This window comes from Hylemonella sp. GW821-FHT12C09 (genome assembly GCF_058807395.1).
The window spans coordinates 15,324-38,708 of sequence record NZ_JBXAQQ010000011.1 but is presented as its reverse complement, the minus strand read 5'-3'; the positions used below and the strand labels follow the sequence as shown (position 1 = coordinate 38,708).

Here is a 23,385-nt window from a genome sequence, read left to right as displayed (position 1 = left end):
TCATGAAACACCCTACGGGTATCGCCGCAAGGCGGGGACACCCGTGCCAAGTGAAAGAGAAGGCAGAATTGTCCCATGCCGACCAAGTCCACCGCCCCCGCCAGGAATAAAGCCGTGCCCGCGGCAGGCGAGGGGCCGGTGAAAGCGACGCTGGCCAAGAGCCTGCCGCAGAAGGCGCTGGAAAAGCTCAACCTCAAGCGCGACATCGACCTGGCCCTGCACCTGCCCCTGCGCTACGAGGACGAGACGCGCATCACCAAGCTGGCCGACGCGCGCGAGGGCGACACGGCGCAGATCGAGGCCGAGGTCACCGCCTGCGAGGTGGCCTACCGCCCGCGCCGCCAGCTGCTGGTGACGGTGAACGACGGCAGCGACACCTGCGTGCTGCGGTTCTTCAATTTCTACCCCTCGCAGCAGAAGGCCCTGGCCGTGGGCACGAAGATCCGCGCGCGCGGCGAGCTGCGCGGCGGCTTCCTGGGCTGGACCATGATGCACCCGCACACGCGGGCCGCCAGTGGCGATCTGCCCACGGCGCTCACACCTGTCTACCCCACGGTGGCCGGCCTGCCCCAACCTTATCTGCGCAAGGCGGTGCTGGGCGGCCTGGCGCGCGCCGAGTTGTCCGACACCTTCCCGCCCGAGCTGGCGGCCGGGCTCAAGTTCAAGCCGCTGTGGGACCTGCGCCAGGCCCTGACCTTTTTGCACCACCCCACGCCCGATGTCTCGCTGGCCCAGCTGGAGGATCACACCCACCCCGCCTGGTTGCGCCTGAAGGCCGAGGAGCTGCTGGCCCAGCAGCTGTCGCAACTGCAGTCGCGTCGCGAGCGCGAGCACCTGCGCGCACCCGAATTGCGCACGAACGGCCCCGGTTCGCTGCACGAGCGCCTGCTGGCCGCGTTGCCGTTCCAACTGACCGCAGCGCAGCGTCGGGTGTGCACGGAGATTGCGCAGGACCTGGCGCTGCATAAACCGATGCATCGCCTGCTGCAGGGCGACGTGGGTTCCGGCAAGACGGTGGTGGCCGCGCTGGCCGCCACGATCTGCATGGACGCGGGCTGGCAGTGCGCGCTGATGGCGCCCACCGAGATCCTGGCCGACCAGCATTTCCGCAAGCTGGTGGGCTGGCTGGAGCCCTTGGGCGTGCGCGTGGCCTGGCTCACGGGCAGCCAGAAGAAAAAAGAGCGTACCGAGATGCTGGGCCTGATCGAGCGCGGCGAGGCGGGCCTGGTGGTGGGCACACACGCGGTGATCCAGGAGCAGGTGCAGTTCAGGAACCTGGCGCTGGCCATCATCGACGAGCAGCACCGTTTCGGCGTGGCACAGAGGTTGTCCTTGCGAAGCAAGGCCAACCCTGCGCCCGGCGCCGATGTGCTCGCCCCCACCCCGGCCCTCCCCCGCGCGGGGGAGGGAGTGTCTGCGATCGAGCCGCATCTGTTAATGATGACGGCGACGCCAATACCGCGCACCCTGGCCATGAGTTATTACGCGGACCTCGATGTGTCCACCATCGACGAGTTGCCGCCAGGGCGCAGCCCCATCGTGACCAAGGTGGTGTCCGAGCAGCGGCGCGACGAGGTGATCCAGCGCATCCGTGGCCAGCTGGAGCAGGGGCGGCAGGTCTACTGGGTCTGCCCGCTGATCGAGGAAAGCGAGATGCTGGACCTCACCAACGCCACCGAGACGCACGCGGAATTGAGCGCCGCCTTGCCCGGCGTGCTGGTGGGCCTGCTGCATTCGCGCATGCCGGTGGCCGAGAAGAAGGCCGTGATGTCGCTCTTCACGGGCGGGCAGATGGGCGTGCTGGTGAGCACCACGGTGATCGAAGTGGGGGTGGACGTGCCCAATGCCACGTTGATGGTGATCGAGCATGCCGAACGCTTTGGCCTGTCACAGCTGCACCAGCTGCGCGGGCGGGTGGGGCGCGGGGCGGCGGCCTCGGCCTGCGTGCTGCTGTATTCCACCGGCGATGCGCCGCGCCAGGGCGGAAATGAGAGGCCGCACTTGAGTGCGGCAGCGCGCGAGCGCCTGAAGGCCATGGCCGAGACCAGCGACGGCTTCGAGATCGCCCGACGCGACCTGGACATCCGCGGGCCGGGCGAGTTCCTGGGGGCGCGCCAGTCGGGTGCGGCCCTGCTGCGTTTTGCCGACCTGGCGGAAGACAGCCACCTGCTGGCCTGGGCCCGCGAGGTGGCGCCCGTGATGCTGGACCGCCACCCGGACCTGGCCGAGCGCCACGTGATGCGCTGGCTGGGGAGCCGAACCGATTTCCTGAAGGCGTAGGGCCTGTTCACACTGATTTCTCAAGTGCGAACGGGGTGCAAACGGCGCCAATCTAGGCGCGCGACGACGCCCAGGCTGGCCGCCTGCGCTAGGAGTGCAACAACGAGTGGCGCCGTTTGAACCCCGTTCCCTTCGGGTTGTGGCTAAAAAAGCCATGCGGGGTGTTGCGCGGACTTGCCCGGGGGGTGACCCCGGCTGCGTCCACGCGCCTACCGCAAGACTTTTTTGATCCACAACGCATCTTGAGAAATCAGTGTGAACAGGCCCTGATTGCAAATTTGTAGCATCCATGGTACGCCAGACGTGGCATGGCGGCCAATGTGAATTAGACTTCGGGCATACCTGGAACATCAGCGATGGCCAAGGAACCCACCCACAAGCTCCCCTCTGGCGACACCGCCTACCTCTACCGCGCCACCATCGGTCCGCGCGGACAGGATTACTACCTGCGCCACTTCGCCCGTTTCGACGGCGAGGGCAAGGCGGGCAGCAGCTGGAACTGGGCGGCCTACTGGACCACCTTCAACTGGCTGGTGTACCGCCGGATGTGGGGCTGGGCCCTGGCCTATGTGGCGGCCCTGTTCGGCACGGCACTGCTGATCTTCGGCGTGGGCAAGTTGCTGTTCAGCTACTCCGACACCAGCGCCCTGCTGCTTTTCCTGCTGCTTCTGACCGTGGCCTTCGTGGTGCCGGGCCTGTATGCCAACGCCTGGTTCTACACATCTTGCAACGAGAAGATATCGACAGCGCTGCGCACCTCGCCCGAGGTGAGGGACGCCGCCACCGTGCTGTCGCGCCAGGCGCCGGACAACCGTCGCCTGATGCTGCTGGGCGTGGGCAATGCGGTGGTGCTGGCGCTGGTGCTCGCGGTCTACAACGGTTTCCAGGGCGTCGAGAGTTCGCTGCCCCAGTTGGCGACGCACGAGGAGCGCGCCCTGGCGGGCGGCCCCTCCGGCCAGGTGCGTGCGCTGGCCGCGGCCCCCGCGCCTGTCACCAGCGAGCCGCAGGCGACGACAGCAGCTCCCCAGCCCGCCACGGCGGCCAGCGCACCGGCTGCGGCACCGGTGCCAGCCACCGCGGTGGTGCCAGCTGTGCCCGAGGCGCCACGGGTGGCCCAGGCCGCGAGTGCGCCCCCAACAGCTTCGACGGCCCGGCCCGCAACGACTGGCAAGCCGGCCATGGTCAACGCCGCAGACCGCAGCGTGGCAGCGGCTCCGGCCCGGCCGACGGAGCCTGCCGTGGCGCCTGTGGCAACTGCCCCCGCCGCGGTAGCTGTCCCGGCTCCGGTGGCCGCTCCTCGCCCGGCCCGTGCCGCCAGTGCGCCGCAACAGCGTTATGTGTGGGTGATCCAGGTGGGCGCCTACGCCCAGGAGACCAACGCGCAGAAAGCGCTGGCCCAGGTGCAAGGCCTGGGGCTGGAGGCGGGTGCTGAATCGTTCGAAAGCCCCAAGGGCAAGTTGATGCGTGTGCGTGTCGGCCCCTTCATGCGCCAGGCCGAGGCCGACCAGGCCGCGCTGCGCATCAAGACGCTGGACTTGCCGGTACTGGTCATACGCCAGCGGCCTTGAACGACCGCTGCGCGCCTTAGCGCATCCCGATCCGCACGTTCCCGAAGATGCCCTGCGCCTCGCGCGGCAGGCAGCGCCAGTAAGGCTCGCTGGCCTGCACCTGGCCGCCCAGGGCCACGGCAGCCTCCCAGGGCCAGCGCGGTTTGTAGAGCAGGGCGCGGGCGATGGCGATCAGGTCGGCGTCGCCGGCCTGCAGAATCTCTTCAGCCTGTTTCGGATCGGTGATCAGGCCCACGGCGGTGGTCGGCAGGCCGCAGGCTTTTCTGACCTCGCGCGCATAAGGCACCTGGTAACCGGGGCCCAGGGTGATCTTCTGCTGCGGCGAGACGCCGGCGGTGGAGACGTGCATGAAGTTGCAGCCCAGGGCCTTGAGCCGGCGCGAGAACTCGGCCGTCTGCTGCACGTCCCAGCCGCCTTCGACCCAATCCGTGGCCGAGACGCGCACACCCAGCGGGCCGTCGAACACGGCGCGCACGGCAGCGAACACTTCCAGCGGGTAACGCATGCGGTTCTCCAGGGAGCCGCCATAGGCGTCTGTGCGCTGGTTGGACAGGGGCGAGAGGAACTGGTGCAGCAGGTAACCATGCGCGGCATGCAGTTCGATGGCATCGATGCCGATGCGCGCGGCCCGCTGAGCCGCCGCCACGAAGGCTTCGCGCACCTCCACAAGTTGGGCCGCCGTCATGGCCGCGGGCGGCGGCTCGTCGGGCAGCTGCGGCAGGGCCGAGGGCGCCAGCGGCAGCCAGCCGCCCCGGGCCGGGCTCAGCAGCCCGCCGCCATGCCAGGGCGCGGCGCTGGAGCCCTTGCGCCCGGCGTGGGCGAGCTGGATGCAGACCGGCACGGGTGGTGCCAGCTTGCGCGCGCGTTGCAGCGTGTCCCCCAGGGCCTGTTCCGTGTGCTCGTTCCACAGGCCCAGGCAATGGGGGGTGATGCGGCCGTCGGGCGTGACGCCCGTGGCCTCGATGGTGAGGAGGCCGGCACCGCTGTTGAGCAGGCTGGCCCAGTGTGCGAGATGCCAGTCGGTCGCGGCGCCGTCGAAGGCCGAGTACTGGCACATGGGCGCGATGACGATGCGGTTGGGCAGGGGGAGGGGGCCGCGCGGGGCGGGTAGATCAAAAGGGGAGAAGAGCAGGCTCACGGCAGAGGGGGTGGGTAGTGGGTGGAAGATTTTGGCATGATGACCGCATTGGCAGGTCGGCGCATATGGCGCTACCGAAAGACCCATGGCGGGAACCCACAAGGTGTGATGCATGCAGGACCTGAATGAAGCCGTGACGCTCTATCCCGCGCTGGGTGACGTCACGCCCACGCTGACCTCGCTCGGTGCTTCGGTGCTGGAGGTGCCGGCCGGGGTCATGCTGTTCGACGAGCGAGCGCCGTGCCAGGGTTTTCCTCTGGTACTGTCGGGTGAGGTGAAGGTCTCGCGCAGCTCGGGCGAAGGGCGTTTCCTGGAGTTGTACCGCGTGGTGCCCGGCGAGCTTTGCCTGGTGTCCAGCGCCTGTCTGTTCCGCGGTTTGCCGCTGTCGGCGCAGGGTGTGACGACGCGGCCCACACGCCTGCTGCTGATTCCCCCCGAGACCTTCCGGCGCTGGCTGGAGACGCCACGTTTTCGCGATGCGGTGCTGGGGCTGTTCGCGGAGCGCATGGCGGACCTGACCGGCCTGATCGAGGCGATCGCGTTTCACAAGCTGGACCAGCGCCTGGCCCGCGCGCTGCTGGGGCGTGGCCAGGATCTGGCCCTGACGCACCAGGCACTGGCCGACGAGCTGGGTACGGTGCGTGAGATGGTCACCCGCCTGCTGCGCCGTTTCGAGCGCGAGGGCTGGGTGCTGCTGGCGCGTGAACATATCCATATCCTCAACAGCGCCGCCCTGCGTGCGCTGGCCGCCTCCGCGGCCTCGTCCTGACAGTGCGCGCGCGGGCCCTGTGTGACGCAGGTTACAGACGCCGGGACGGCTTTGGCGTCCAATGAACCATCGTTTCACCATCACAAAGGAACCCTCATGAAAACGAACGAAGGAAACATCGACCGCATGCTGCGCGTTGTTGCCGGCCTGGTGCTGATCGGCCTGGCGGCCACCGGCACGGTGGGGGTCTGGGGCTGGATCGGCGTGGTGCCGCTGGCGACTGGGGCCCTGGGCTGGTGCCCCCTGTATACGCTGCTGGGCATCAGCACCTGCCCGCTCAAGCGATAACACGGGCTCGCGGCCCCGCCGCTGGCGGGCGGGCTGCTTGATACACGTCAAGGGGGCTGAGGCCCTCTTGACGTTTGGGGGTGGGCTCCGTCTGGCGCAGGCGGTGCGGACATGGAACAATGACCTCAACGATGAAATTCCATCCCTGCCTTCTGCTGCTTTGTATGGGCTTCGCGCCTGCCGTTCTGATGGCGGCTCCTCCGGAGCCGGCTCCAGCTGGTGCGCCGGTGTCGCGGCCCGTGTTGCCGGTACGAGATCTGGTGGTGGAGTTGCGCCAGATCGAAGAAGGTGGCGCCGGTTATGTGGTGGGCACGCGCCCGCAGGCGCCGCTGATGGCGCCGCAGCAACTCCAGGTGCGCAACGGCAGCCAGGCGCGACTGAGCTGGGGCCAGACCATTCCCATGCAGTGGGTGCAGTCCGTCAACGCGGCCGGGCCCATGACGGGGGCAGGCGTGAAGCAGGGCCTGACCTGGCTGCAGGCCGGGCAGACCTTCGTCGTGCGGCCGCGCTGGCCGGGCGGCCAGCAGGCGGCCAGCGTGGACATCGAGGTGCAGACGGCCAGTGTCGAGAACCGGCCCGGTGCCGACCTGCCGACGCAGCAGCGCGGCGAGGTGGTCACCACGGTGCAGGCCCCGCTGGGGCAATGGGTGACCATCGCGCGCAGCGGCAGCAGCACGCCGCCCGGCACCTACCGCAGCGATGCGGCCACGCAGCGCCCGCGCCTGCTGCAGCTGCGGGTGACAAGCCCTTGAGAAGTGCTATCGCAACTCGCCACAGGATGTCACAATTCAATCATGACGCTCACCGAACTTAAATACATCGTCGCCGTGGCCCGCGAGAAGCATTTCGGTCGCGCGGCCGAGGCGTGTTTCGTCTCGCAGCCCACGCTGTCGGTGGCGGTGAAGAAGATCGAGGAGGAGCTGGAGGTCAAGCTCTTCGAGCGCAGCGCCAACGAGGTGACGGTCACGCCGCTGGGCGAGGAGATCGTGCGCCAGGCACAGGCCGTGCTGGAGCAGGCCGCCAGCATCAAGGAGATCGCCAAGCGCGGCAAGGATCCGTTGTCGGGCCCGCTCAAGCTGGGCGTGATCTACACCATCGGCCCCTACCTGCTGCCTGACCTGGTGCGCCAGATGATCACGCACACGCCGCAGATGCCGCTGATGCTGCAGGAGAACTTCACGGTCAAGCTGCTGGAGATGCTGCGCACCGGCGAGATCGACTGTGCCATCCTGGCCGAACCCTTCCCGGATGCCGGCCTGGCGGTGGCGCCGCTGTACGACGAACCGTTTTACGCCGCCGTGCCCGCCAATCACGCGTTGGCCAGGAATGACAGCATCAGCAACGACGAGCTCAAGGCCGAGACCATGCTGCTGCTGGGCACGGGCCACTGCTTTCGCGACCACGTGCTGGAGGTCTGCCCCGAGTTCGCGCGTTTCTCCAGCAACGCCGAGGGCATACGCAAGAGCTTCGAAGGCTCTTCGCTGGAGACCATCAAGCACATGGTGGCCGCGGGCATGGGCGTGACCCTGGTGCCGCGCCTGAGCATCCCCAAGTCGGCGCTGCTGCCCAAGGGCAAGACCAAAGGCAACGGCCAGGAGGACGGCTTCATCAAGTACCTGCCCTTCGGCGGCGAGGCGCCGACGCGCCGTGTGGTGCTGGTGTGGCGGCGCAGCTTCACGCGCTACGAGGCCATCGCCTCGCTGCGCAACGCCATCTATGCCTGCGAGCTGCCGGGCGTCAAGCGTCTTTCGTAATTTCCCCCGAGATCGATGGTCATGCGCAGTGCACAAGCTGGCATCCTGCAGCCGGTCCCATCCCAGGGCCGTTATCTGTTTTTTTCGCTGGCGCATGCCGTTGCGCTGCGCCCGGCCTTGCACCGGCTGGCCGGTACGGCGGACGGCGAGCGCGTGGTGGCCATGCTCGGTGCCGCCACGGTGACAGCGCTGGGCGTCACCGTGCCGGGGCTGCGCGAAATGCCCGACCTGTCGGGCCCCGACGCCGAAGTGCCCGCCACGCCCACGGCCCTGTGCTGCTGGTTGCGCGGCGACGATCGTGGTGATCTGGTCCGGTTGACGCACGTGCTCGAGCATTTCGCCGCACCGGCATTCCATCTGGACCGTGTCATCGATGCGTTCCGGCATGGCAAGGGCCCCAACGGCCATGGCCGCGACCTCACCGGCTACGAAGACGGCACCGAAAACCCCGAGGGCGCCAAAGCCGAGGCGGCCGCCCTGGTGAGCGCAGCCGGCGTGGGGCTGGATGGCGGCAGCATGGCCGTGGTGCAGCAATGGGTGCACGACTTCGATGCCTTCGAGCGACTGGGCCAGCCCGGCCAGGACCTGGCTGTCGGGCGGCGGCACAGTGACAACGAGGAGCTGGACGATGCCCCGGCTTCGGCCCACGTGAAGCGCACGGCGCAGGAAAGCTTCGAGCCCGAGGCCTTCGTGCTGCGTCGCTCCATGCCCTGGGCGCAGTCGCGCCAGGCCGGCCTGATGTTCGTGGCCTTCGGGCGCAGCTTCGATGCTTTCGAGGCCCAGATGCGGCGCATGGCGGGCGTGGAGGATGGCATCGTCGATGCGCTGTTCCGCTTTTCCAAACCCGTCAACGGGGCCTACTTCTGGTGTCCGCCGGTGCACGAGGGCCGGCTGGATCTGCGACAGCTCGGCCTCTGATGTTCGCGCGCAAGTTCTCGCTGTATCTGGATCTGATCCGCTGGGGCCGCCCGGCGGGCTGGTTGCTGCTGCTTTGGCCGTCCCTGAGTGCGCTGTGGGTGGCCGCGGGCGGTTTTCCCGGCTGGCATCTCGTGACGGTGTTCGTGCTCGGCACCATCCTCATGCGCAGCGCGGGCTGCTGCCTCAACGACGTGGCCGACCGCGACTTCGACAAGCATGTGAAACGCACCGCGCAGCGGCCGGTGACGGCCGGCGAGCTCTCGGTGCGCGAGGCGCTGTGGCTGGGCGCCGTGCTGGCCTTGCTGGCCTTCGGCCTGGTGCTGACCACCAATCCGGTGGCGGTAGCCTGGTCTTTTGCCGCGCTGGCCGTGGCCATCATCTACCCGTATGCAAAACGCTTTTTCGCCATGCCGCAGGCCGTGCTGGGCGTGGCCTTCAGCTTCGGCATTCCCATGGCCTTTGCGGCGGTGCGCGGCGAGGTGCCGGCCCTGGCCTGGGGACTGCTGATCGGCAACCTGTTCTGGGTGCTGGCCTACGACACCGAGTACGCCATGGTCGACCGCGACGACGACCTGCGCATCGGCATGAAGACCTCGGCCATCACGCTGGGGCGCTGGGATGTGGTGGCCGTGACATCCTTCTACGTCGTGCAGCTGCTGATCTGGACCGCGCTGCTGGTCGAGCGCCTCGCGCCCTGGGCCTGGTTTCTGGCCCTGGTGGTCGCCACCGCCCAGGTGGTCTGGCACCACCGCCTGATCCGTGATCGCACGCGCGAAGGTTGTTTCAAGGCCTTCCGCCTGAACCACTGGCTGGGTTTCACGCTGTTTGCCGGCATCCTGGCCGGCTACGCGCTGCGCTGAATCCAATCAGTCTTTGCCGAACTCGACGCCGAGTTCGCGCGCCCGCCGCTCGGCCGCGTGCAACGCTTTCCCGAACAGCGCCTTCAGCTGGCTCTCGTCCATGCACGTGAGGGCTGCATAGGTGGTGCCGCCCTTGGACGTGACGCGCTGGCGCAGCACCTCGGGCGGCTCGCTCGACGCCTTGGCCAGCGCGCTGGCGCCGCGGAAGGTTTCCACGGCCAGCTTGTAGGCCTGCTCGGCGGGGAGCCCCATCTCGGTGCCGGCGCTGGTCATGGCTTCCAGGAAATAGAACACATAGGCCGGACCGGAGCCCGAAAGTGCGGTGACGGCGTCGAGCTGCGCCTCGCGCTCCACCCACAGCGATTCGCCCATGGTGGCGGTCACGCTCTCGATCAGCGCGCGGTCCTGTGCGGTAACGCCGCCGCGCGCATACAGGCCGGTCATGCCCAGGCCGATGAGGGCCGGCGTGTTGGGCATGCTGCGCACGATGCGCTCGCTGCCCAGCCAGCGCGCGATGCTGTCGCTGGGGATGCCGGCGGCCACGCTCAGGTGCAAGGCGCCGGCCACATGCGCGCGCACCGGTTGGGTGGCTTCCCGGAAGGTCTGCGGCTTGGTGGCCCAGACCACCAGCGTCACACCCTTGAGAAACTCACCGGCCTGTTCGCGCGCCGCGATGCCGAACTTGTCCTTCAAGACCAGCCGGGCCTCGGCAAACGGTTCCACCACCTCGATGGAGGCGGCCGGGCGACCCTGCTTGATCAGGCCGCCGATGATGGCGCTGGCCATATTGCCGCCGCCGATGAATGCAATGCGATCGTTCATGGGTTCTCGGGGCGGCCGCCGGGCCGCCAGGTGCACAGGGGAAGATTCCTCGGGCATTGTCGCAGCTTGCGCAGCGCCGCCGCCCGCAGGTTCAGTGGGCGACGGTCTGGCGCACCGCGTGCTCCCAACGCTCCATCAACTCCTGCGCGCGTGCGCGTGGCAGGGTGGGCACGAAGGTGCGGTCCACGCGCCACTGGCGCGAGAGCTCTTCCAGGTTGTCGTACAGGCCGCTGCTCAGGCCCGCCAGGTAGGCCGCGCCCAGGGCCGTGGTCTCGACCACGGCGGGACGCAGCACCGGGATGCCCAGCAGGTCGGCCTGGAACTGCATGAGGAAGTCGTTGACGCAGGCGCCGCCGTCCACACGCAGTTCGCTGACCGGCACGCCGCCGTTCTCCACCGCGTCGCGGCTCATGGCCTGCAGCAGGGCGGCGCTCTGGAAGGCGATGCTTTCGAGTGCGGCGCGCGCGATGTGGGCGATGGTGGTGCCGCGCGTGAGGCCGACGATGGCGCCGCGCGCATCGGGCTGCCAGTAGGGCGCGCCCAAGCCCGTGAAGGCGGGCACGAACATCACGCCGCCGGCATCGGGCACGCTCTGCGCCAGGTTCTGCACCTCGCCGCTGCTGTGGATGGCGTGCAGGCCATCGCGCAGCCACTGCACCACGGCGCCGCCGATGAAGACGCTGCCTTCGAGCGCGAACTCGGGCTTGGCACGTGGCTGCGCTGCGCTGGTGGTGATCAGGCCGTTGTGGCTGGTGTGAAAGCGCGTGCCCGTGTGCATGAGCAAGAAGCAGCCCGTGCCGTAGGTGTTCTTGGCCTGGCCGGCGGTGAAGCAGGCCTGGCCGAACAGGGCGCTCTGCTGGTCACCGGCGACGCCACCGATGGGAATGGACGCGCCCAGCAGCGCGGGCACGGTGCGGCCGAAGTCCGCGCTGGAGGGTCGCACCTCGGGCATGAGCCGGGGCGGGATGTTCAGCGCGGCGAGCAGCTCGGCGTCCCAGCGGTTCTCGTGCACATTAAAGAGCATGGTGCGCGAGGCGTTGCTGACGTCTGTCACGTGCACCTGGCCTTCGGTGAGCTGCCAGATGAGCCAGGCATCGACGGTGCCGAAGGCCAGCTCGCCGCGCTCGGCCTGTTGGCGCGCCTCGGGCACGTGGTCCAGGATCCATTGCAGCTTGGTGCCCGAGAAGTAGGCGTCCACGCGCAGGCCGGTCTTGGCGATGATCGTGTCTTCCAGGCCGCGGGCACGCAGTTCGGCGCAGCTGGGTTCGGCGCGCCGGTCCTGCCAGACGATGGCGTTGTAGATGGGCCGGCCCGTGCGCCGGTTCCACACCACGGTGGTCTCGCGCTGGTTGGTGATGCCTATGGCCCTGATCTGCCGTGCATCGAGCCCGGCCTTGCCCAGCACCTCGCGCGCGGTTTCCAGCTGGGTCTGCCAAATCTCCATCGGATCGTGCTCCACCCAGCCGGGCTGCGGATAAATCTGGCGGAACTCGCGCTGCGCCATGGCCGCGATGCTGCCGTCGCGGCGAAAGACGATGCTGCGCGAGCTGGAAGTGCCCTGGTCCAGGGCCAGCAGGTAATCCACGGCGGTATCTCCTTGTCGTTGTTCGGTGGGCGCTCTTTTCAGTCGGCGATCACGCATTCCACACCGGCCTGAGCCATGAGGGGCGTGAACAGCTCGGGTGGCGCAGCGTCGGTGAAGACGCGGTCGATATCGCTGAGCGGGGCCAGCTGCACCATGGCGGGACGGTGGAACTTGCTGTGGTCTGCCGCCAGCCAGACCTCGCGCGAGTGGTCGATGATGGTGCGGGCGACCTTCACCTCGCGGTAATCGTAGTCGCGCAGCGTGCCATCGGCCTCGATGCCGCTGATGCCGATCAGGCCGATGTCCACCTTGAACTGTTTGATGAACTCCACGGTCGCCTCGCCCACGATGCCGCGGTCTAGCGCGCGCACCACGCCGCCGGCAATGATGACTTCGCAGTCCGGGTTGTCGATCAGGATGGAGGCCACGTGCAGGTTGTTGGTGATGACGCGCAGGCCCCGGTGCCGCACCAGTTCGCGCGCCACGGCCTCGATGGTCGTACCGATGTTCATGATCAGCGAGCAGCCGTTGGGCACGCGCTGCGCGATGGCGCGCGCGATGCGCGCCTTGCCTTCGGCCTGCAGGGCCTGGCGCTGGCGGTAGGCGATGTTCTCTGTGGTGGAGCTGGGCAGCCGCACGCCGCCATGGAAGCGGGCCAGCAGGCCCGCCTCGGCCAGGCGCTGCACATCGCGCCGCACTGTCTGCAAGGTGACCTGGAATTGTTCGGCCAGGGCCTCGATGGAGGCGGAGCCGTGGGTGCGCACTTCTTCAAGCAGGCGGGTCTGGCGTGGGTTCGGGGTCATCTTCCGTCGGGCTTCTTGTTCTGATGGGAGTAGACCATAAACAAACAAATGCGCGGCCTGATTAGGGAAAATACCGAAAGAAAACGAACATAAAAACAATAGATTCGAAAGAATACACGCATGAACCACGCCATGTACCCTTCTTTCCAGGCCCTAAGCGGTCTTGTTGCACGGCACTGCGCCTGGGGGCAACCATGCATCTGAGTCTGGATCGCGTGGGCCAGGTGGTTGGGGCCAGCACCCATCTCTACCCTCTGGATCTCGACCTGCAGCCCGGCGCCGTGACCGTGCTGCTGGGCGCCACCCAGGCGGGTAAGACCAGCTTGATGCGCGTGATGGCGGGCCTGGACCGGCCGACCCAGGGCGCCGTGCGCGTGGACGGGCTGGACGTCACGGGTGTGCCGGTGCGCGAACGCAATGTGGCCATGGTCTACCAGCAGTTCATCAACTACCCGTCGATGACGGTTTACGACAACATCGCCTCGCCACTCAAGTTGCGGCGCGAGGACGGCATCGAGGCCCGCGTGCGCGAGCTGGCGGCCAAGCTGCACATCGAGCCCTATCTGAAGCGCTTGCCGGCCGAGCTGTCCGGCGGCCAGCAGCAACGCGTGGCCCTGGCCCGCGCCCTGGCCAAGGCTGCTCCCCTGATGCTGCTGGACGAGCCGCTGGTGAACCTGGACTACAAACTGCGCGAGGAACTGCGGGACGAGCTGAGCCAGCTTTTCGCCGCAGGTGACTCGACCGTCGTTTACGCCACCACCGAACCTACCGAAGCACTGCTGCTGGGGGGCTACACCGCGGTGCTCGACGCCGGCGAGCTGCTGCAGTACGGGCCGACGGCCGAGGTGTTCCACCGGCCCAAGTCCATACGCGTCGCCCGGGCCTTCAGCGACCCGCCGATGAACCTGATCGAAGGGGTCGCTGCGAGCATCGGCGTCACCCTGCCCGCGAACGTGCAGCTCTCGGTGCCGCTGCCGCAGGCGCACACCCAGGCGCTGACGATCGGTGTGCGTGCCAGCGCCTTGCGTGTGGCCCAACGCCCGGGCGATGTGGCTTTGCCCGGCAAGGTGGAACTGGCCGAGATCTCGGGCTCCGACACCTTCGTGCACGTCGAAACCGGCGTGGGCGAACTCGTCGCGCAACTTACCGGCGTGCACTTCTTCGAGCTGGGGGCATCCATCACGCTGTATCTGAACCCGGCACATGTGCATGTTTTCGATTCGGCCGGCGCTTTGCTGGTAGCGCCATCGAAAGAGGGGGTGGCCTGATGTCACGTATCGACCTCGACCTGGCGCACGCGTACCGCCCGAATCCGCAGAAGGATGAGGACTACGCGCTGCTGCCCCTGAAGATGAGTTTCCGCGATGGCGGCGCCTACGCCTTGCTCGGCCCCTCGGGTTGCGGCAAGACCACTTTGCTCAACATCGTGTCGGGTCTCGTCACGCCTTCGCAAGGCACGGTGAAGTTCGACGGCGAAGACGTTACCCGCAAGTCGCCGCAGCAGCGCAACATCGCCCAGGTGTTCCAGTTTCCCGTGATCTACGACACGATGACGGTGGCCGAGAACCTGGCTTTCCCGCTGAAGAACCGCGGCATTGCACCCGAGAAGATCAAACAGCGTGTCGGCACCATCGCCGAAATGCTGGAGATGAGCGGCCAGCTGGACGTGCGCGCCGCTGGCCTGGCCGCCGACGCCAAGCAGAAGATCAGCCTGGGTCGCGGCCTCGTGCGCGAGGATGTGAGCGCCGTGCTGTTCGACGAGCCGCTGACCGTGATCGACCCGCACCTGAAATGGCAGCTGCGGCGCAAGCTCAAACAGATCCACCACGAACTGAAGCTCACGCTGATCTATGTGACGCATGACCAGGTGGAAGCCCTGACCTTCGCCGAAGAGGTGGTGGTGATGACGCGTGGCCGCGCAGTGCAGGTCGGCTCGGCCGACCAGCTGTTCGAGCGACCGCAGCACACCTTCGTCGGGCACTTCATCGGCTCGCCCGGCATGAACTTCCTGCCGGCAGGCATCGTTCCCGGTGCGCCCGCGGGTGCCACGCTGCTGGGTGTGCGACCCGAGTACGTAACGCTGGCAGCGGCCCACAGTACCGGTGCCGTGGCCGCTACCGTGACGCAGCGGCAGGACGTGGGCACCTACTGGCTGTTGACGGCCAGAGCGGGCGATAGCGTGATCCGTGCCCGCGTGAGCCCTGATCTCACGCCGCCGGCCGTCGGCGTGACCACCTGGCTGGGCCTGATGGGCACGCACACCTGCTTCTACAAGAACGAAGAGCTGATCGAAGGAGTAGCTGCAGCATGAAGCCGATCAATCAGAAAGCGTGGTTCCTGATCCTGCCGGTGGTGCTGTGCGTGGCCTTCTCGGCTGTCCTGCCGCTGATGACGGTGGTGAACTACTCGGTGCAAGACATCATCTCGCCCGAGCGCCGGGTGTTCGTCGGTACCGAATGGTTCAAGGCCGTGATGCGCGACGATGACTTGCAGGGCGCGCTGCTGCGCCAGATTGGCTTCTCGCTCTCGGTGCTGTTGGTGGAGATTCCGCTGGGCATCGCGCTGGCGCTGTCCATGCCGGCCCAGGGCTGGAAGTCATCGGCGGTGCTGGTGCTGGTGGCCATCTCGCTGCTGATCCCCTGGAACGTGGTGGGCACCATCTGGCAGATCTATGGCCGCACCGACATCGGCCTGCTGGGCGCAGCGCTCGCAGGGCTGGGCGTCGACTACAGCTACACCGGCAATGCCACCGACGCCTGGCTCACGGTGCTGGTGATGGATGTGTGGCACTGGACGCCGCTGGTCGCGCTGCTGTGCTTTGCCGGCCTGCGCGCCATCCCCGATGCCTACTACCAGGCGGCGCGTATTGATGGCGCCAGCAAGTTCGCGGTGTTCCGCTACATCCAGCTCCCCAAGCTGCGCGGCGTGCTGATGATCGCCGTGCTGCTGCGCTTCATGGACAGCTTCATGATCTATACCGAGCCCTTCGTGCTCACCGGCGGCGGGCCGGGCAATGCCACTACCTTCCTGAGCCAATACCTGACGCAGAAGGCGGTCGGCCAGTTCGACCTCGGCCCGGCTGCGGCTTTCTCGTTGATCTATTTTCTGATCATCCTGCTGTTGTGCTTCATCCTCTACAACTGGATGCAGCGCGTGGGCACGCAATCTAAAACGGAGGCTGGTCAATGAGCCCCCACGTTCACTTCGTTCACTGCCCCCCGAGGGGGCCGGCAGCTCCCTTCGGGCGGCCGTGCGGGAGCCGCCATGGATGAACGCCGTTTCCGCAAGCGCACGATCTTCCTGATCGCCTACCTGCTGTTCGCCATCCTGCCGGTGTACTGGATGGTCAACATGTCGTTCAAGACGAACACGGAGATCCTCTCTACCTTCAGCCTGTTCCCGCAGAACTTCACCTGGGAGCACTACCGGACCATCTTCACCGACGAGAGCTGGTACTCGGGCTACATCAACTCGCTGATCTACGTGGCCATCAACACGGTGATCTCGCTCGTGGTGGCGTTGCCCGCGGCCTATGCCTTCAGCCGCTACAGCTTCCTCGGCGACAAGCACGTCTTCTTCTGGCTGCTGACCAACCGCATGACGCCGCCCGCGGTGTTCCTGCTGCCCTTCTTCCAGCTCTACACCACGCTGGGGCTGATGGACACGCACATCGCGGTGGCGCTCGCCCACCTGCTGTTCAACGTGCCGCTGGCGGTCTGGATCCTGGAAGGTTTCATGAGCGGCATCCCGCGCGAGATTGACGAAACCGCCTACATCGACGGCTATTCCTTCCCGCGCTTCTTTCTCACCATCTTCATCCCGCTCATCAAGGCCGGGGTGGGCGTGGCGGCCTTTTTCTGCTTCATGTTCAGCTGGGTGGAACTGCTGATGGCGCGCACGCTGACCAGCGTGAACGCCAAGCCCATCGTCGCGACGATGACGCGCACGGTCAGCGCCTCCGGCATGGATTGGGGGGTGCTTGCTGCTGCCGGTGTGCTGACCATCGTGCCGGGCGCCATCGTGATCTGGTTCGTGCGGCACTACATCGCCAAGGGCTTTGCCATGGGGAGAGTCTGATGTTCGAGTGGATGGCCTGGACGCTGCCGGTCGCGGTGTTCTTCTGTTGCATCGTGCTGATGCTGATCGGCATGACGGTGTGGGAGCTCAAGTCTCCCACTACGCCGCGTCGCGGCTGGCTGCCGATCGAGACCACACGCGGTGACCGCCTCTTCATCGGCCTGCTGTGCGCGGCCTACCTGAATCTCGCTTTCGTGGGCGTGAGCGAGCGGCTGATGCTCTGGCTCGCGTTGGAGCAGGAGCCCTCCGTATGGATTTCGTTCGGCGCTTCCATGTTGCTGCTGGCGCTGATCATCAGGAAAGGGTGAGGACGCCACCGACGCGCCTCACCGCTCAGACCGCGTCAGCACCAAGACGCAAGGGAATACGGCCGCAAGCTCCCCAGGCCGGATTCCCGGTTCAGGGGAGCCGATATTGAGGAGATCCCGATGAAAGTCAGATACGGTTTGATAGCGTTCGCGGCGGCGGCGCTGGTGGCAGGCCAGGCGGCCTGGGCCGGTGAACCGGAAGCGAAGAAGTGGATAGACAGCGAGTTCCAGCCGTCCACGCTGAACAAGGACCAGCAGATGGCCGAGATGAAATGGTTCATCGAGGCGGCCAAGAAGCTGCAAGCCAAGGGGGTGAGGGAGATCTCGGTGGTGTCGGAGACGATCACCACGCACGAATACGAGTCCAAGACTCTGGCCAAGGCCTTCGAGGAGATCACCGGCATCAAGGTCAAGCACGACCTGATCCAGGAAGGCGACGTGGTCGAGAAACTGCAGACCTCCATGCAGTCCGGCAAGTCGATCTACGACGGCTGGATCAGCGACTCCGACCTGATCGGTACCCACTACCGCTACGGCAAGATCATGAACCTGACCGACTATATGGCCGGCAAGGGCAAGGAGTGGACCAACCCGGGGCTGGACATCAAGGACTTCATCGGCACCAGCTTCACGACGGCGCCCGACAAGAAGCTCTACCAGCTGCCCGACCAGCAGTTCGCCAACCTGTACTGGTTCCGCGCCGACCTGTTCGCGCGCCAGGACCTGAAGGCCAAGTTCAAGGCCAAGTTCGGGTATGACCTGGGCGTGCCGCTGAACTGGAGCGCCTACGAGGACATCGCCGAGTTTTTCTCCAACGACGTGAAGACCATCGATGGCAAGCCGATCTACGGCCACATGGACTACGGCAAGAAGGACCCGTCGCTGGGCTGGCGCTTCACCGACGCCTGGCTGTCCATGGCCGGCACCGCCGACATCGGCATCCCCAATGGCCGCCCGGTCGATGAATGGGGCATCCGCGCCTCGGCCGACGGCTGCAACCCGCAGGGGGCCAGTGTTTCGCGCGGCGGCGCCACCAACTCGCCGGCCGCCGTCTACGCGTTGACCAAGTACGTGGACTGGATGAAGAAGTACGCACCGAAAGAAGCCACTGGCATGACCTTCGGTGAAGCCGGCCCGGTGCCCGCCCAGGGCCAGATCGCGCAGCAGATCTTCTGGTACACGGCTTTCACCGCCGACATGACCAAGCCCGGCCTGCCGGTGGTCAATGCCGACGGCACGCCCAAGTGGCGCATGGCCCCCGGCCCCAACGGACCGTACTGGAAGCAGGGCATGCAGAATGGCTACCAGGACGTGGGCTCGTGGACCTTCTTCGAAGCGCATGACGCGAACAAGACGGCTGCCGCCTGGCTGTATGCCCAGTTCGTGACGGCCAAGACCACGTCGCTCAAGAAGACCCTCGTGGGCCTGACGCCGATCCGCGAATCCGACATCCAGAGCAAGGCCATGACCGACCTCGCCCCCAAGCTCGGTGGCCTGGTCGAGTTCTACCGCAGCCCCGCGCGCGTGGCCTGGACGCCGACCGGCACCAACGTGCCCGACTACCCCAAGCTGGCCCAGCTCTGGTGGAAGAACGTTGCCGTGGCCGTGACGGGCGAGAAGACCCCGCAGGCCGCGATGGACAACCTGGCCGAAGAGATGGACCAGGTGATGGCCCGTCTGGAGCGTGCCGGCATGGCGCGCTGTGCGCCCAAGCTCAACAAAAAGGAAGACCCGAACAAGTGGCTCTCCGACAAGAGCGCACCTTGGAAGAAGCTGGCCAATGAGAAGCCCAAGGGCGAGACCATTGCCTACGATACCCTGCTGAATGCCTGGAAGGCAGGACGGGTGCGGTAAAACCGGGAAGTCCGGGGCGACCGGTCGCGGCGCGAAACTTGCGTGCGCCCGGTCGTCCCTCCCTCAAGATTTTTCGCTGATCCATGAATCGTCCACAACTGATGGCCCGCCTGACCGAGCCCCGTACCTGGGACCTGGCTGTCGTGGGCGGCGGCGCCACCGGCCTGGGCGTGGCGCTGGATGCCGCGGCGCGGGGCCTGTCGGTCGTGCTGCTGGAATCACACGACTTTGCCAGTGGCACTTCCTCGCGTTCGACCAAACTGTTGCACGGTGGCGTGCGTTACCTGGCCCAGGGCAATATCGCGCTGGTGCGCGAAGCCTTGCACGAGCGCGGCACTGTGCTGCGCAACGCGCCGCACCTGGCCTCCCGGCTGTCGTTTGTCATGCCTTCCTATGCCTGGTGGCAGACACCTTTTTATGGCATCGGCCTCAAGCTCTATGACTTGCTGGCCGGGCGCGCCGGTCTGGGGGCGACGAGCTTCATGGGCCGCACCCGCACCCTGGCGGCCTTGCCCAATCTGCAGCCCGCGGGCCTGTGCGGCGGCGTCCAGTACTGGGACGGCCAGTTTGACGATGCCCGCCTGGCCCTGGCCCTCGCGCGCACGGCGGCCCGCGAGGGCGCGCTGGTGCTGAATTACTGCGCGGTGAAGCAATTGACACACGAAGGGGGCCGCGTGACGGGCCTGCACTGTGAGGACCATTTCAGCGGGCAGGCCTATGCGGTGCGCGCGCGTTGCGTGGTCAACGCCACCGGGGTCTGGGTGGACGCGCTGCGCCAAATCGACGGCGCGGCCCAAGGCCGCAGCGTCGGCCCGGTGGTGGCGCCCAGCCAGGGCGTGCACGTGGTGGTGGATCGGGATTTCCTCCCGGGTGAACATGCACTGCTGGTTCCGAAGACGGCCGACGGCCGTGTGCTGTTTGCCGTACCCTGGCTGGGCAAGCTGTTGCTGGGCACCACCGACACACCGCGCAGCGATCTGCCGCGTGAACCACGGCCTTTGCGCGCCGAGCTCGATTTCATCCTGGGCGAGGCGGCGCGTTACCTGGCGCGCGCGCCGACCCGTGCCGATGTCAGGAGCATCTGGGTCGGCCTGCGACCCCTGGTCCGGCCGGCGGGCGACGAGGATGCCGACACCGGCAGCCTGAGCCGCGAACACACGGTACTGGTCAGCGCTACGGGCCTGGTTACGGTGACCGGCGGCAAATGGACCACCTACCGCGCCATGGCCGAGGATGTGCTGGCGCGGTGTTTCCAGGCCGGGCTGCTGCCTGAAAAGCCGGCCGGGGTGAGTGAGCAACTCAAATTGGTCGGGGCGGAGCAGGTGGGGAGCACCCCAAGTCCGGCCATCTCTGCCGAGGCAGGCCCTCATATATATGGCAGCGAACAAGCCCTGCTCCAGACCCTGCCGGGGGCTGGGCAGGCACTTGCGCCGGGCCTGGACGAGGCCATGGTGCGCTTTGCGGCGAGATATGAGTATGCGCTAACTGTTCAGGATGTCCTTGCCCGACGTTCAAGGCTGCTTTTTCTGGACGCCGCCCTGGCTGCATCACTGGCGCCGCGGGTGGCGGCCATCCTGGCCGAGGAGACGGGGCGAGACCCCGCCTTGGCCGATTTCCAGAGCCTGGCCCGGAGCTATTTGAGCTGGCCGTCGGAACAAGGCGCTTGACGCCCCGCCAATTGTTTGGCACAATTGCGGGCTTCGCTTGAAAAAGCTGAAGTTTCTGCCCAGCGAAAGCGGTGTGAGTGGTTCATGCCGGGGACGACGGGCCCAAGACTGATCGGTTGTGTGCTGCGTGGCAGTGCCTCTCGGTGCAAGTTGGGAATATTGAAATGATCCAGACTGAATCTCGGTTAGAAGTCGCCGACAACACCGGCGCGAAGTCCGTTTTGTGCATCAAGGTGCTCGGCGGTTCCAAGCGTCGTTACGCCAGCGTTGGCGACGTCATCAAGGTGAGCATCAAGGAAGCCGCTCCGCGTGGCCGCGTCAAAAAAGGCGAGGTTTACAGCGCTGTGGTGGTCCGCACCGCCAAGGGCATCCGCCGTGGCGATGGCTCCCTGGTCAAGTTCGACGGCAATGCCGCCGTGCTGCTCAACAACAAGCTGGAGCCCATCGGCACCCGCATCTTCGGCCCGGTCACGCGCGAACTGCGTACCGAGAAGTTCATGAAGATCGTGTCCCTGGCTCCTGAAGTTCTCTAAGGACACGGCCATGAACAAGATTCGCAAAGGCGACGAAGTCATCGTCCTCACCGGGCGCGACAAAGGCAAGCGCGGCAAGATCGCGCTGCGCAAGGACGACACGCATGTGTTGGTCGAGGGCGTGAACACGGTGAAGAAGCACACCAAGCCCAACCCCATGAAGGGTACGACCGGCGGCATCGTGGAGAAGTCCATGCCCATCCACCAGTCCAATGTGGCCATTTTCAATGCGGCGACCGGCAAGGCCGACCGCGTCGGCATCAAGCTGCTGGCTGACGGCAAACGCGTTCGCGTTTACAAGTCCAGCGGCGAAGAAATCAAGGTGGCATAAACATGGCACGTCTGCAACAACACTATCGCGAGAAGGTGGTCCCTGAGTTGACCGCCAAGTTCGGCTACAAGTCGCCCATGCAGGTGCCGCGCCTGACCAAGATCACCCTGAACATGGGTGTGAGCGAGGCCGTCGCCGACAAGAAGGTCATGGACAACGCCGTGGGCGACCTGACCAAGATCGCCGGCCAGAAGCCGGTCGTGACCAAGGCCAAGAAGGCCATCGCCGGCTTCAAGATCCGCGAAGGCCAGGCCATCGGTTGCATGGTGACCCTGCGTGGCGTCCAGATGTATGAGTTCCTGGACCGTTTCGTCACCGTGGCCCTGCCCCGTGTGCGTGACTTCCGTGGTATCTCGGGTCGTGCCTTCGATGGTCGCGGCAACTACAACATCGGCGTCAAAGAGCAGATCATTTTCCCCGAAATCGAATACGACAAGGTGGATGCCCTGCGTGGTCTGAACATCAGCATCACGACGACGGCGCGGACGGACGAAGAGTGCAAGGCACTGCTCGCCGGCTTCAAATTCCCCTTCAAGAACTGAGGTGACCTGTGGCTAAAGTAGCTTTGATCGAGCGCGAGCTCAAGCGAGACAAACTGGTCGCCAAGTACGCGAAGAAACACGCGGAACTCAAGGCCATCGCCAGCGACCTCAAGCGTAGCGACGAAGAGCGTGCTGCCGCCCGTCTGGGCCTGCAGAAGCTCCCGCGCAACGCCAACCCGACGCGCCAGCGCAACCGTTGTGCCATCACCGGTCGTCCGCGTGGCACCTTCCGCCAGTTCGGTCTGGCTCGCGCCAAGATCCGTGAGTTGGCTTTTGCCGGTGACATCCCCGGTGTCACCAAGGCCAGCTGGTAAGCAGGAGATTAAAGATGAGCATGAGTGATCCCATCGCCGACCTGCTGACGCGTATCCGTAACGCGCAGATGGTGGCCAAGACCTCGGTGTCGGTGCCTTCTTCCAAAGTGAAGATCGCCATAGCCCAGGTGCTGAAGGACGAGGGCTACATTGACGGCTTCCAGGTGAAGTCCGAAGGTGGCAAGTCTGAACTTGAAATTGCCCTGAAGTACTACGCCGGTCGCCCGGTGATCGAGCGCATCGAGCGCGTGAGCCGTCCCGGCCTGCGCGTGTACAAGGGCCGTGACGCCATCCCCCAGGTCCAGAACGGCCTGGGCGTGGCCATCGTGACCACCCCCAAGGGTGTCATGACCGATCGTAAGGCGCGCGCTACCGGTGTCGGCGGCGAAGTGCTTTGCTACGTGGCCTAAGGCATTGAGGAGAAACTGAAATGTCGCGCGTAGGAAAAATGCCCGTAGCCATCCCGACCGGGGTGGATGTCTCGATCAAGGCTGATCAGATCAGCGTCAAGGGTGCCGGTGGCACGCTGTCGCTGACCCAGTCGGCCCTGGTCAAGGTGAGCAACGAGGGTGGCAAGCTGAGCTTCGCCCCCGCAAACGAATCCCGTGAAGCCAATGCCATGAGCGGCACCATGCGTCAGCTGGTGAACAACATGGTCAACGGCGTGAGCAAGGGCTTCGAAAAGAAGCTGACGCTGATCGGCGTGGGCTACAAGGCCCAGGCCTCCGGCGCCAAGCTGAACCTGGCGGTGGGTTACTCCCATCCGGTCAACATCGAGATGCCCGCGGGCATCACGGTGGCCACCCCCGCCCCCACGGAAATCGTGATCAAGGGTGCAGATCGTCAGCGTGTCGGCCAGATCGCCGCTGAGATTCGCGCCGTCCGTCCTCCCGAGCCTTACAAGGGCAAGGGCATCCGTTACGCGGATGAGAAGGTCACGATCAAAGAGACCAAGAAGAAATAAGGAGCTGCAC

At 66.3% G+C, this 23,385-nt stretch carries 25 protein-coding genes; 21 read left to right on the top strand and 4 right to left on the bottom strand.

Going from position 1 to position 23,385, the window contains the following annotated elements:
• The first annotated feature begins 75 nt into the window (after positions 1-75).
• Both recG and AC1RRP_RS16470 read left to right on the top strand, forming a co-directional pair.
• Positions 76-2,280, top strand: coding sequence for an ATP-dependent DNA helicase RecG (recG, locus tag AC1RRP_RS16475; protein ID WP_493038060.1), 2,205 nt, complete (start codon positions 76-78; stop codon positions 2,278-2,280).
• A 356-nt stretch (positions 2,281-2,636) separates the two neighbouring features.
• Positions 2,637-3,848, top strand: a complete 1,212-nt coding sequence (locus AC1RRP_RS16470; protein WP_493038058.1) for an SPOR domain-containing protein — start codon at positions 2,637-2,639, stop codon at positions 3,846-3,848.
• A gap of 16 nt (positions 3,849-3,864) precedes the next feature.
• Here the strand turns inward: AC1RRP_RS16470 and AC1RRP_RS16465 are convergent, their stop codons facing one another.
• Positions 3,865-4,986 (bottom strand): NADH:flavin oxidoreductase/NADH oxidase, encoded by a 1,122-nt coding sequence (locus AC1RRP_RS16465; RefSeq protein WP_493038056.1) that lies wholly within the window; start codon positions 4,984-4,986, stop codon positions 3,865-3,867.
• Positions 4,987-5,098: 112 nt separating this feature from the next.
• On the opposite strand from AC1RRP_RS16465, the gene AC1RRP_RS16460 reads away from it, so the two are divergent.
• From AC1RRP_RS16460 to ubiA, 6 genes are all read left to right on the top strand, one after another.
• Positions 5,099-5,755, top strand: a complete 657-nt coding sequence (locus tag AC1RRP_RS16460; protein WP_493038054.1) for a Crp/Fnr family transcriptional regulator — start codon at positions 5,099-5,101, stop codon at positions 5,753-5,755.
• 96 nt (positions 5,756-5,851) lie between these two features.
• Positions 5,852-6,043 (top strand): YgaP family membrane protein, encoded by a 192-nt coding sequence (locus AC1RRP_RS16455; RefSeq protein WP_493038052.1) that lies wholly within the window; start codon positions 5,852-5,854, stop codon positions 6,041-6,043.
• 188 nt (positions 6,044-6,231) lie between these two features.
• Complete coding sequence (locus tag AC1RRP_RS16450) at positions 6,232-6,795, top strand: hypothetical protein (protein WP_493038050.1); 564 nt, start codon at positions 6,232-6,234, stop codon at positions 6,793-6,795.
• Positions 6,796-6,837: 42 nt separating this feature from the next.
• Positions 6,838-7,797, top strand: a complete 960-nt coding sequence (locus AC1RRP_RS16445) for a LysR substrate-binding domain-containing protein (RefSeq protein WP_493038048.1) — start codon at positions 6,838-6,840, stop codon at positions 7,795-7,797.
• Between the two features lie 21 nt (positions 7,798-7,818).
• Positions 7,819-8,715 (top strand): Dyp-type peroxidase, encoded by an 897-nt coding sequence (locus AC1RRP_RS16440; RefSeq protein ID WP_493038046.1) that lies wholly within the window; start codon positions 7,819-7,821, stop codon positions 8,713-8,715.
• Positions 8,715-9,575: a 4-hydroxybenzoate octaprenyltransferase gene (ubiA, locus tag AC1RRP_RS16435; protein WP_493038044.1), complete on the top strand. Its 861-nt coding sequence runs from the start codon at positions 8,715-8,717 to the stop codon at positions 9,573-9,575. Before AC1RRP_RS16440 ends, ubiA begins: the two co-directional genes overlap by 1 nt.
• Before the next feature lie 6 nt (positions 9,576-9,581).
• Here the strand turns inward: ubiA and proC are convergent, their stop codons facing one another.
• The 3 genes from proC to AC1RRP_RS16420 all read right to left on the bottom strand — a co-directional run bounded on the left by proC (position 9,582) and on the right by AC1RRP_RS16420 (position 12,785).
• On the bottom strand, positions 9,582-10,397 hold the full coding sequence (proC, locus tag AC1RRP_RS16430) for a pyrroline-5-carboxylate reductase (protein ID WP_493038042.1): 816 nt from the start codon (positions 10,395-10,397) through the stop codon (positions 9,582-9,584).
• A gap of 91 nt (positions 10,398-10,488) precedes the next feature.
• A complete protein-coding gene (gene glpK, locus AC1RRP_RS16425; protein WP_493038040.1) occupies positions 10,489-11,982 on the bottom strand; it encodes a glycerol kinase GlpK in 1,494 nt (497 codons plus the stop codon).
• Between the two features lie 38 nt (positions 11,983-12,020).
• Entirely contained in the window at positions 12,021-12,785 is a 765-nt protein-coding gene (locus AC1RRP_RS16420; protein ID WP_493038038.1) for a DeoR/GlpR family DNA-binding transcription regulator, read from the bottom strand.
• Between the two features lie 194 nt (positions 12,786-12,979).
• Here AC1RRP_RS16420 and AC1RRP_RS16415 point away from each other — a divergent pair, with 194 nt between their 5' ends.
• The 13 genes from AC1RRP_RS16415 to rplF all read left to right on the top strand — a co-directional run bounded on the left by AC1RRP_RS16415 (position 12,980) and on the right by rplF (position 23,375).
• Complete coding sequence (locus AC1RRP_RS16415) at positions 12,980-14,053, top strand: ABC transporter ATP-binding protein (RefSeq protein ID WP_493038036.1); 1,074 nt, start codon at positions 12,980-12,982, stop codon at positions 14,051-14,053.
• Positions 14,053-15,096: an ABC transporter ATP-binding protein gene (locus AC1RRP_RS16410; protein ID WP_493038034.1), complete on the top strand. Its 1,044-nt coding sequence runs from the start codon at positions 14,053-14,055 to the stop codon at positions 15,094-15,096. Before AC1RRP_RS16415 ends, AC1RRP_RS16410 begins: the two co-directional genes overlap by 1 nt.
• Positions 15,093-15,974, top strand: coding sequence for a carbohydrate ABC transporter permease (locus AC1RRP_RS16405; protein ID WP_493038032.1), 882 nt, complete (start codon positions 15,093-15,095; stop codon positions 15,972-15,974). The genes AC1RRP_RS16410 and AC1RRP_RS16405 overlap by 4 nt, the downstream gene beginning before the upstream one ends.
• Before the next feature lie 75 nt (positions 15,975-16,049).
• A complete protein-coding gene (locus AC1RRP_RS16400; protein ID WP_493038030.1) occupies positions 16,050-16,862 on the top strand; it encodes a carbohydrate ABC transporter permease in 813 nt (270 codons plus the stop codon).
• On the top strand, positions 16,862-17,170 hold the full coding sequence (locus AC1RRP_RS16395) for a DUF2160 domain-containing protein (protein ID WP_493038028.1): 309 nt from the start codon (positions 16,862-16,864) through the stop codon (positions 17,168-17,170). Before AC1RRP_RS16400 ends, AC1RRP_RS16395 begins: the two co-directional genes overlap by 1 nt.
• A gap of 120 nt (positions 17,171-17,290) precedes the next feature.
• Positions 17,291-19,024: an ABC transporter substrate-binding protein gene (locus AC1RRP_RS16390; RefSeq protein ID WP_493038026.1), complete on the top strand. Its 1,734-nt coding sequence runs from the start codon at positions 17,291-17,293 to the stop codon at positions 19,022-19,024.
• Between the two features lie 83 nt (positions 19,025-19,107).
• Positions 19,108-20,691 carry a glycerol-3-phosphate dehydrogenase/oxidase gene (locus AC1RRP_RS16385; protein ID WP_493038024.1) on the top strand — a complete coding sequence of 528 codons (1,584 nt, stop codon included), beginning with the start codon at positions 19,108-19,110 and terminating at the stop codon, positions 20,689-20,691.
• Between the two features lie 164 nt (positions 20,692-20,855).
• A complete protein-coding gene (gene rplN / locus AC1RRP_RS16380) occupies positions 20,856-21,224 on the top strand; it encodes a 50S ribosomal protein L14 (RefSeq protein WP_174253436.1) in 369 nt (122 codons plus the stop codon).
• Positions 21,225-21,234: 10 nt separating this feature from the next.
• Complete coding sequence (rplX, locus tag AC1RRP_RS16375) at positions 21,235-21,555, top strand: 50S ribosomal protein L24 (protein ID WP_493038021.1); 321 nt, start codon at positions 21,235-21,237, stop codon at positions 21,553-21,555.
• A 2-nt stretch (positions 21,556-21,557) separates the two neighbouring features.
• A complete protein-coding gene (gene rplE / locus AC1RRP_RS16370; protein ID WP_057674012.1) occupies positions 21,558-22,097 on the top strand; it encodes a 50S ribosomal protein L5 in 540 nt (179 codons plus the stop codon).
• 8 nt (positions 22,098-22,105) lie between these two features.
• Complete coding sequence (gene rpsN / locus AC1RRP_RS16365; protein ID WP_322273726.1) at positions 22,106-22,411, top strand: 30S ribosomal protein S14; 306 nt, start codon at positions 22,106-22,108, stop codon at positions 22,409-22,411.
• A 14-nt stretch (positions 22,412-22,425) separates the two neighbouring features.
• On the top strand, positions 22,426-22,821 hold the full coding sequence (rpsH, locus tag AC1RRP_RS16360; RefSeq protein WP_057674010.1) for a 30S ribosomal protein S8: 396 nt from the start codon (positions 22,426-22,428) through the stop codon (positions 22,819-22,821).
• A 20-nt stretch (positions 22,822-22,841) separates the two neighbouring features.
• The gene (rplF, locus tag AC1RRP_RS16355; RefSeq protein ID WP_322273724.1) at positions 22,842-23,375 is read left to right on the top strand and encodes a 50S ribosomal protein L6; all 534 of its coding nucleotides are present in this window, start codon (positions 22,842-22,844) and stop codon (positions 23,373-23,375) included.
• The last annotated feature ends 10 nt before the right edge of the window (positions 23,376-23,385 follow it).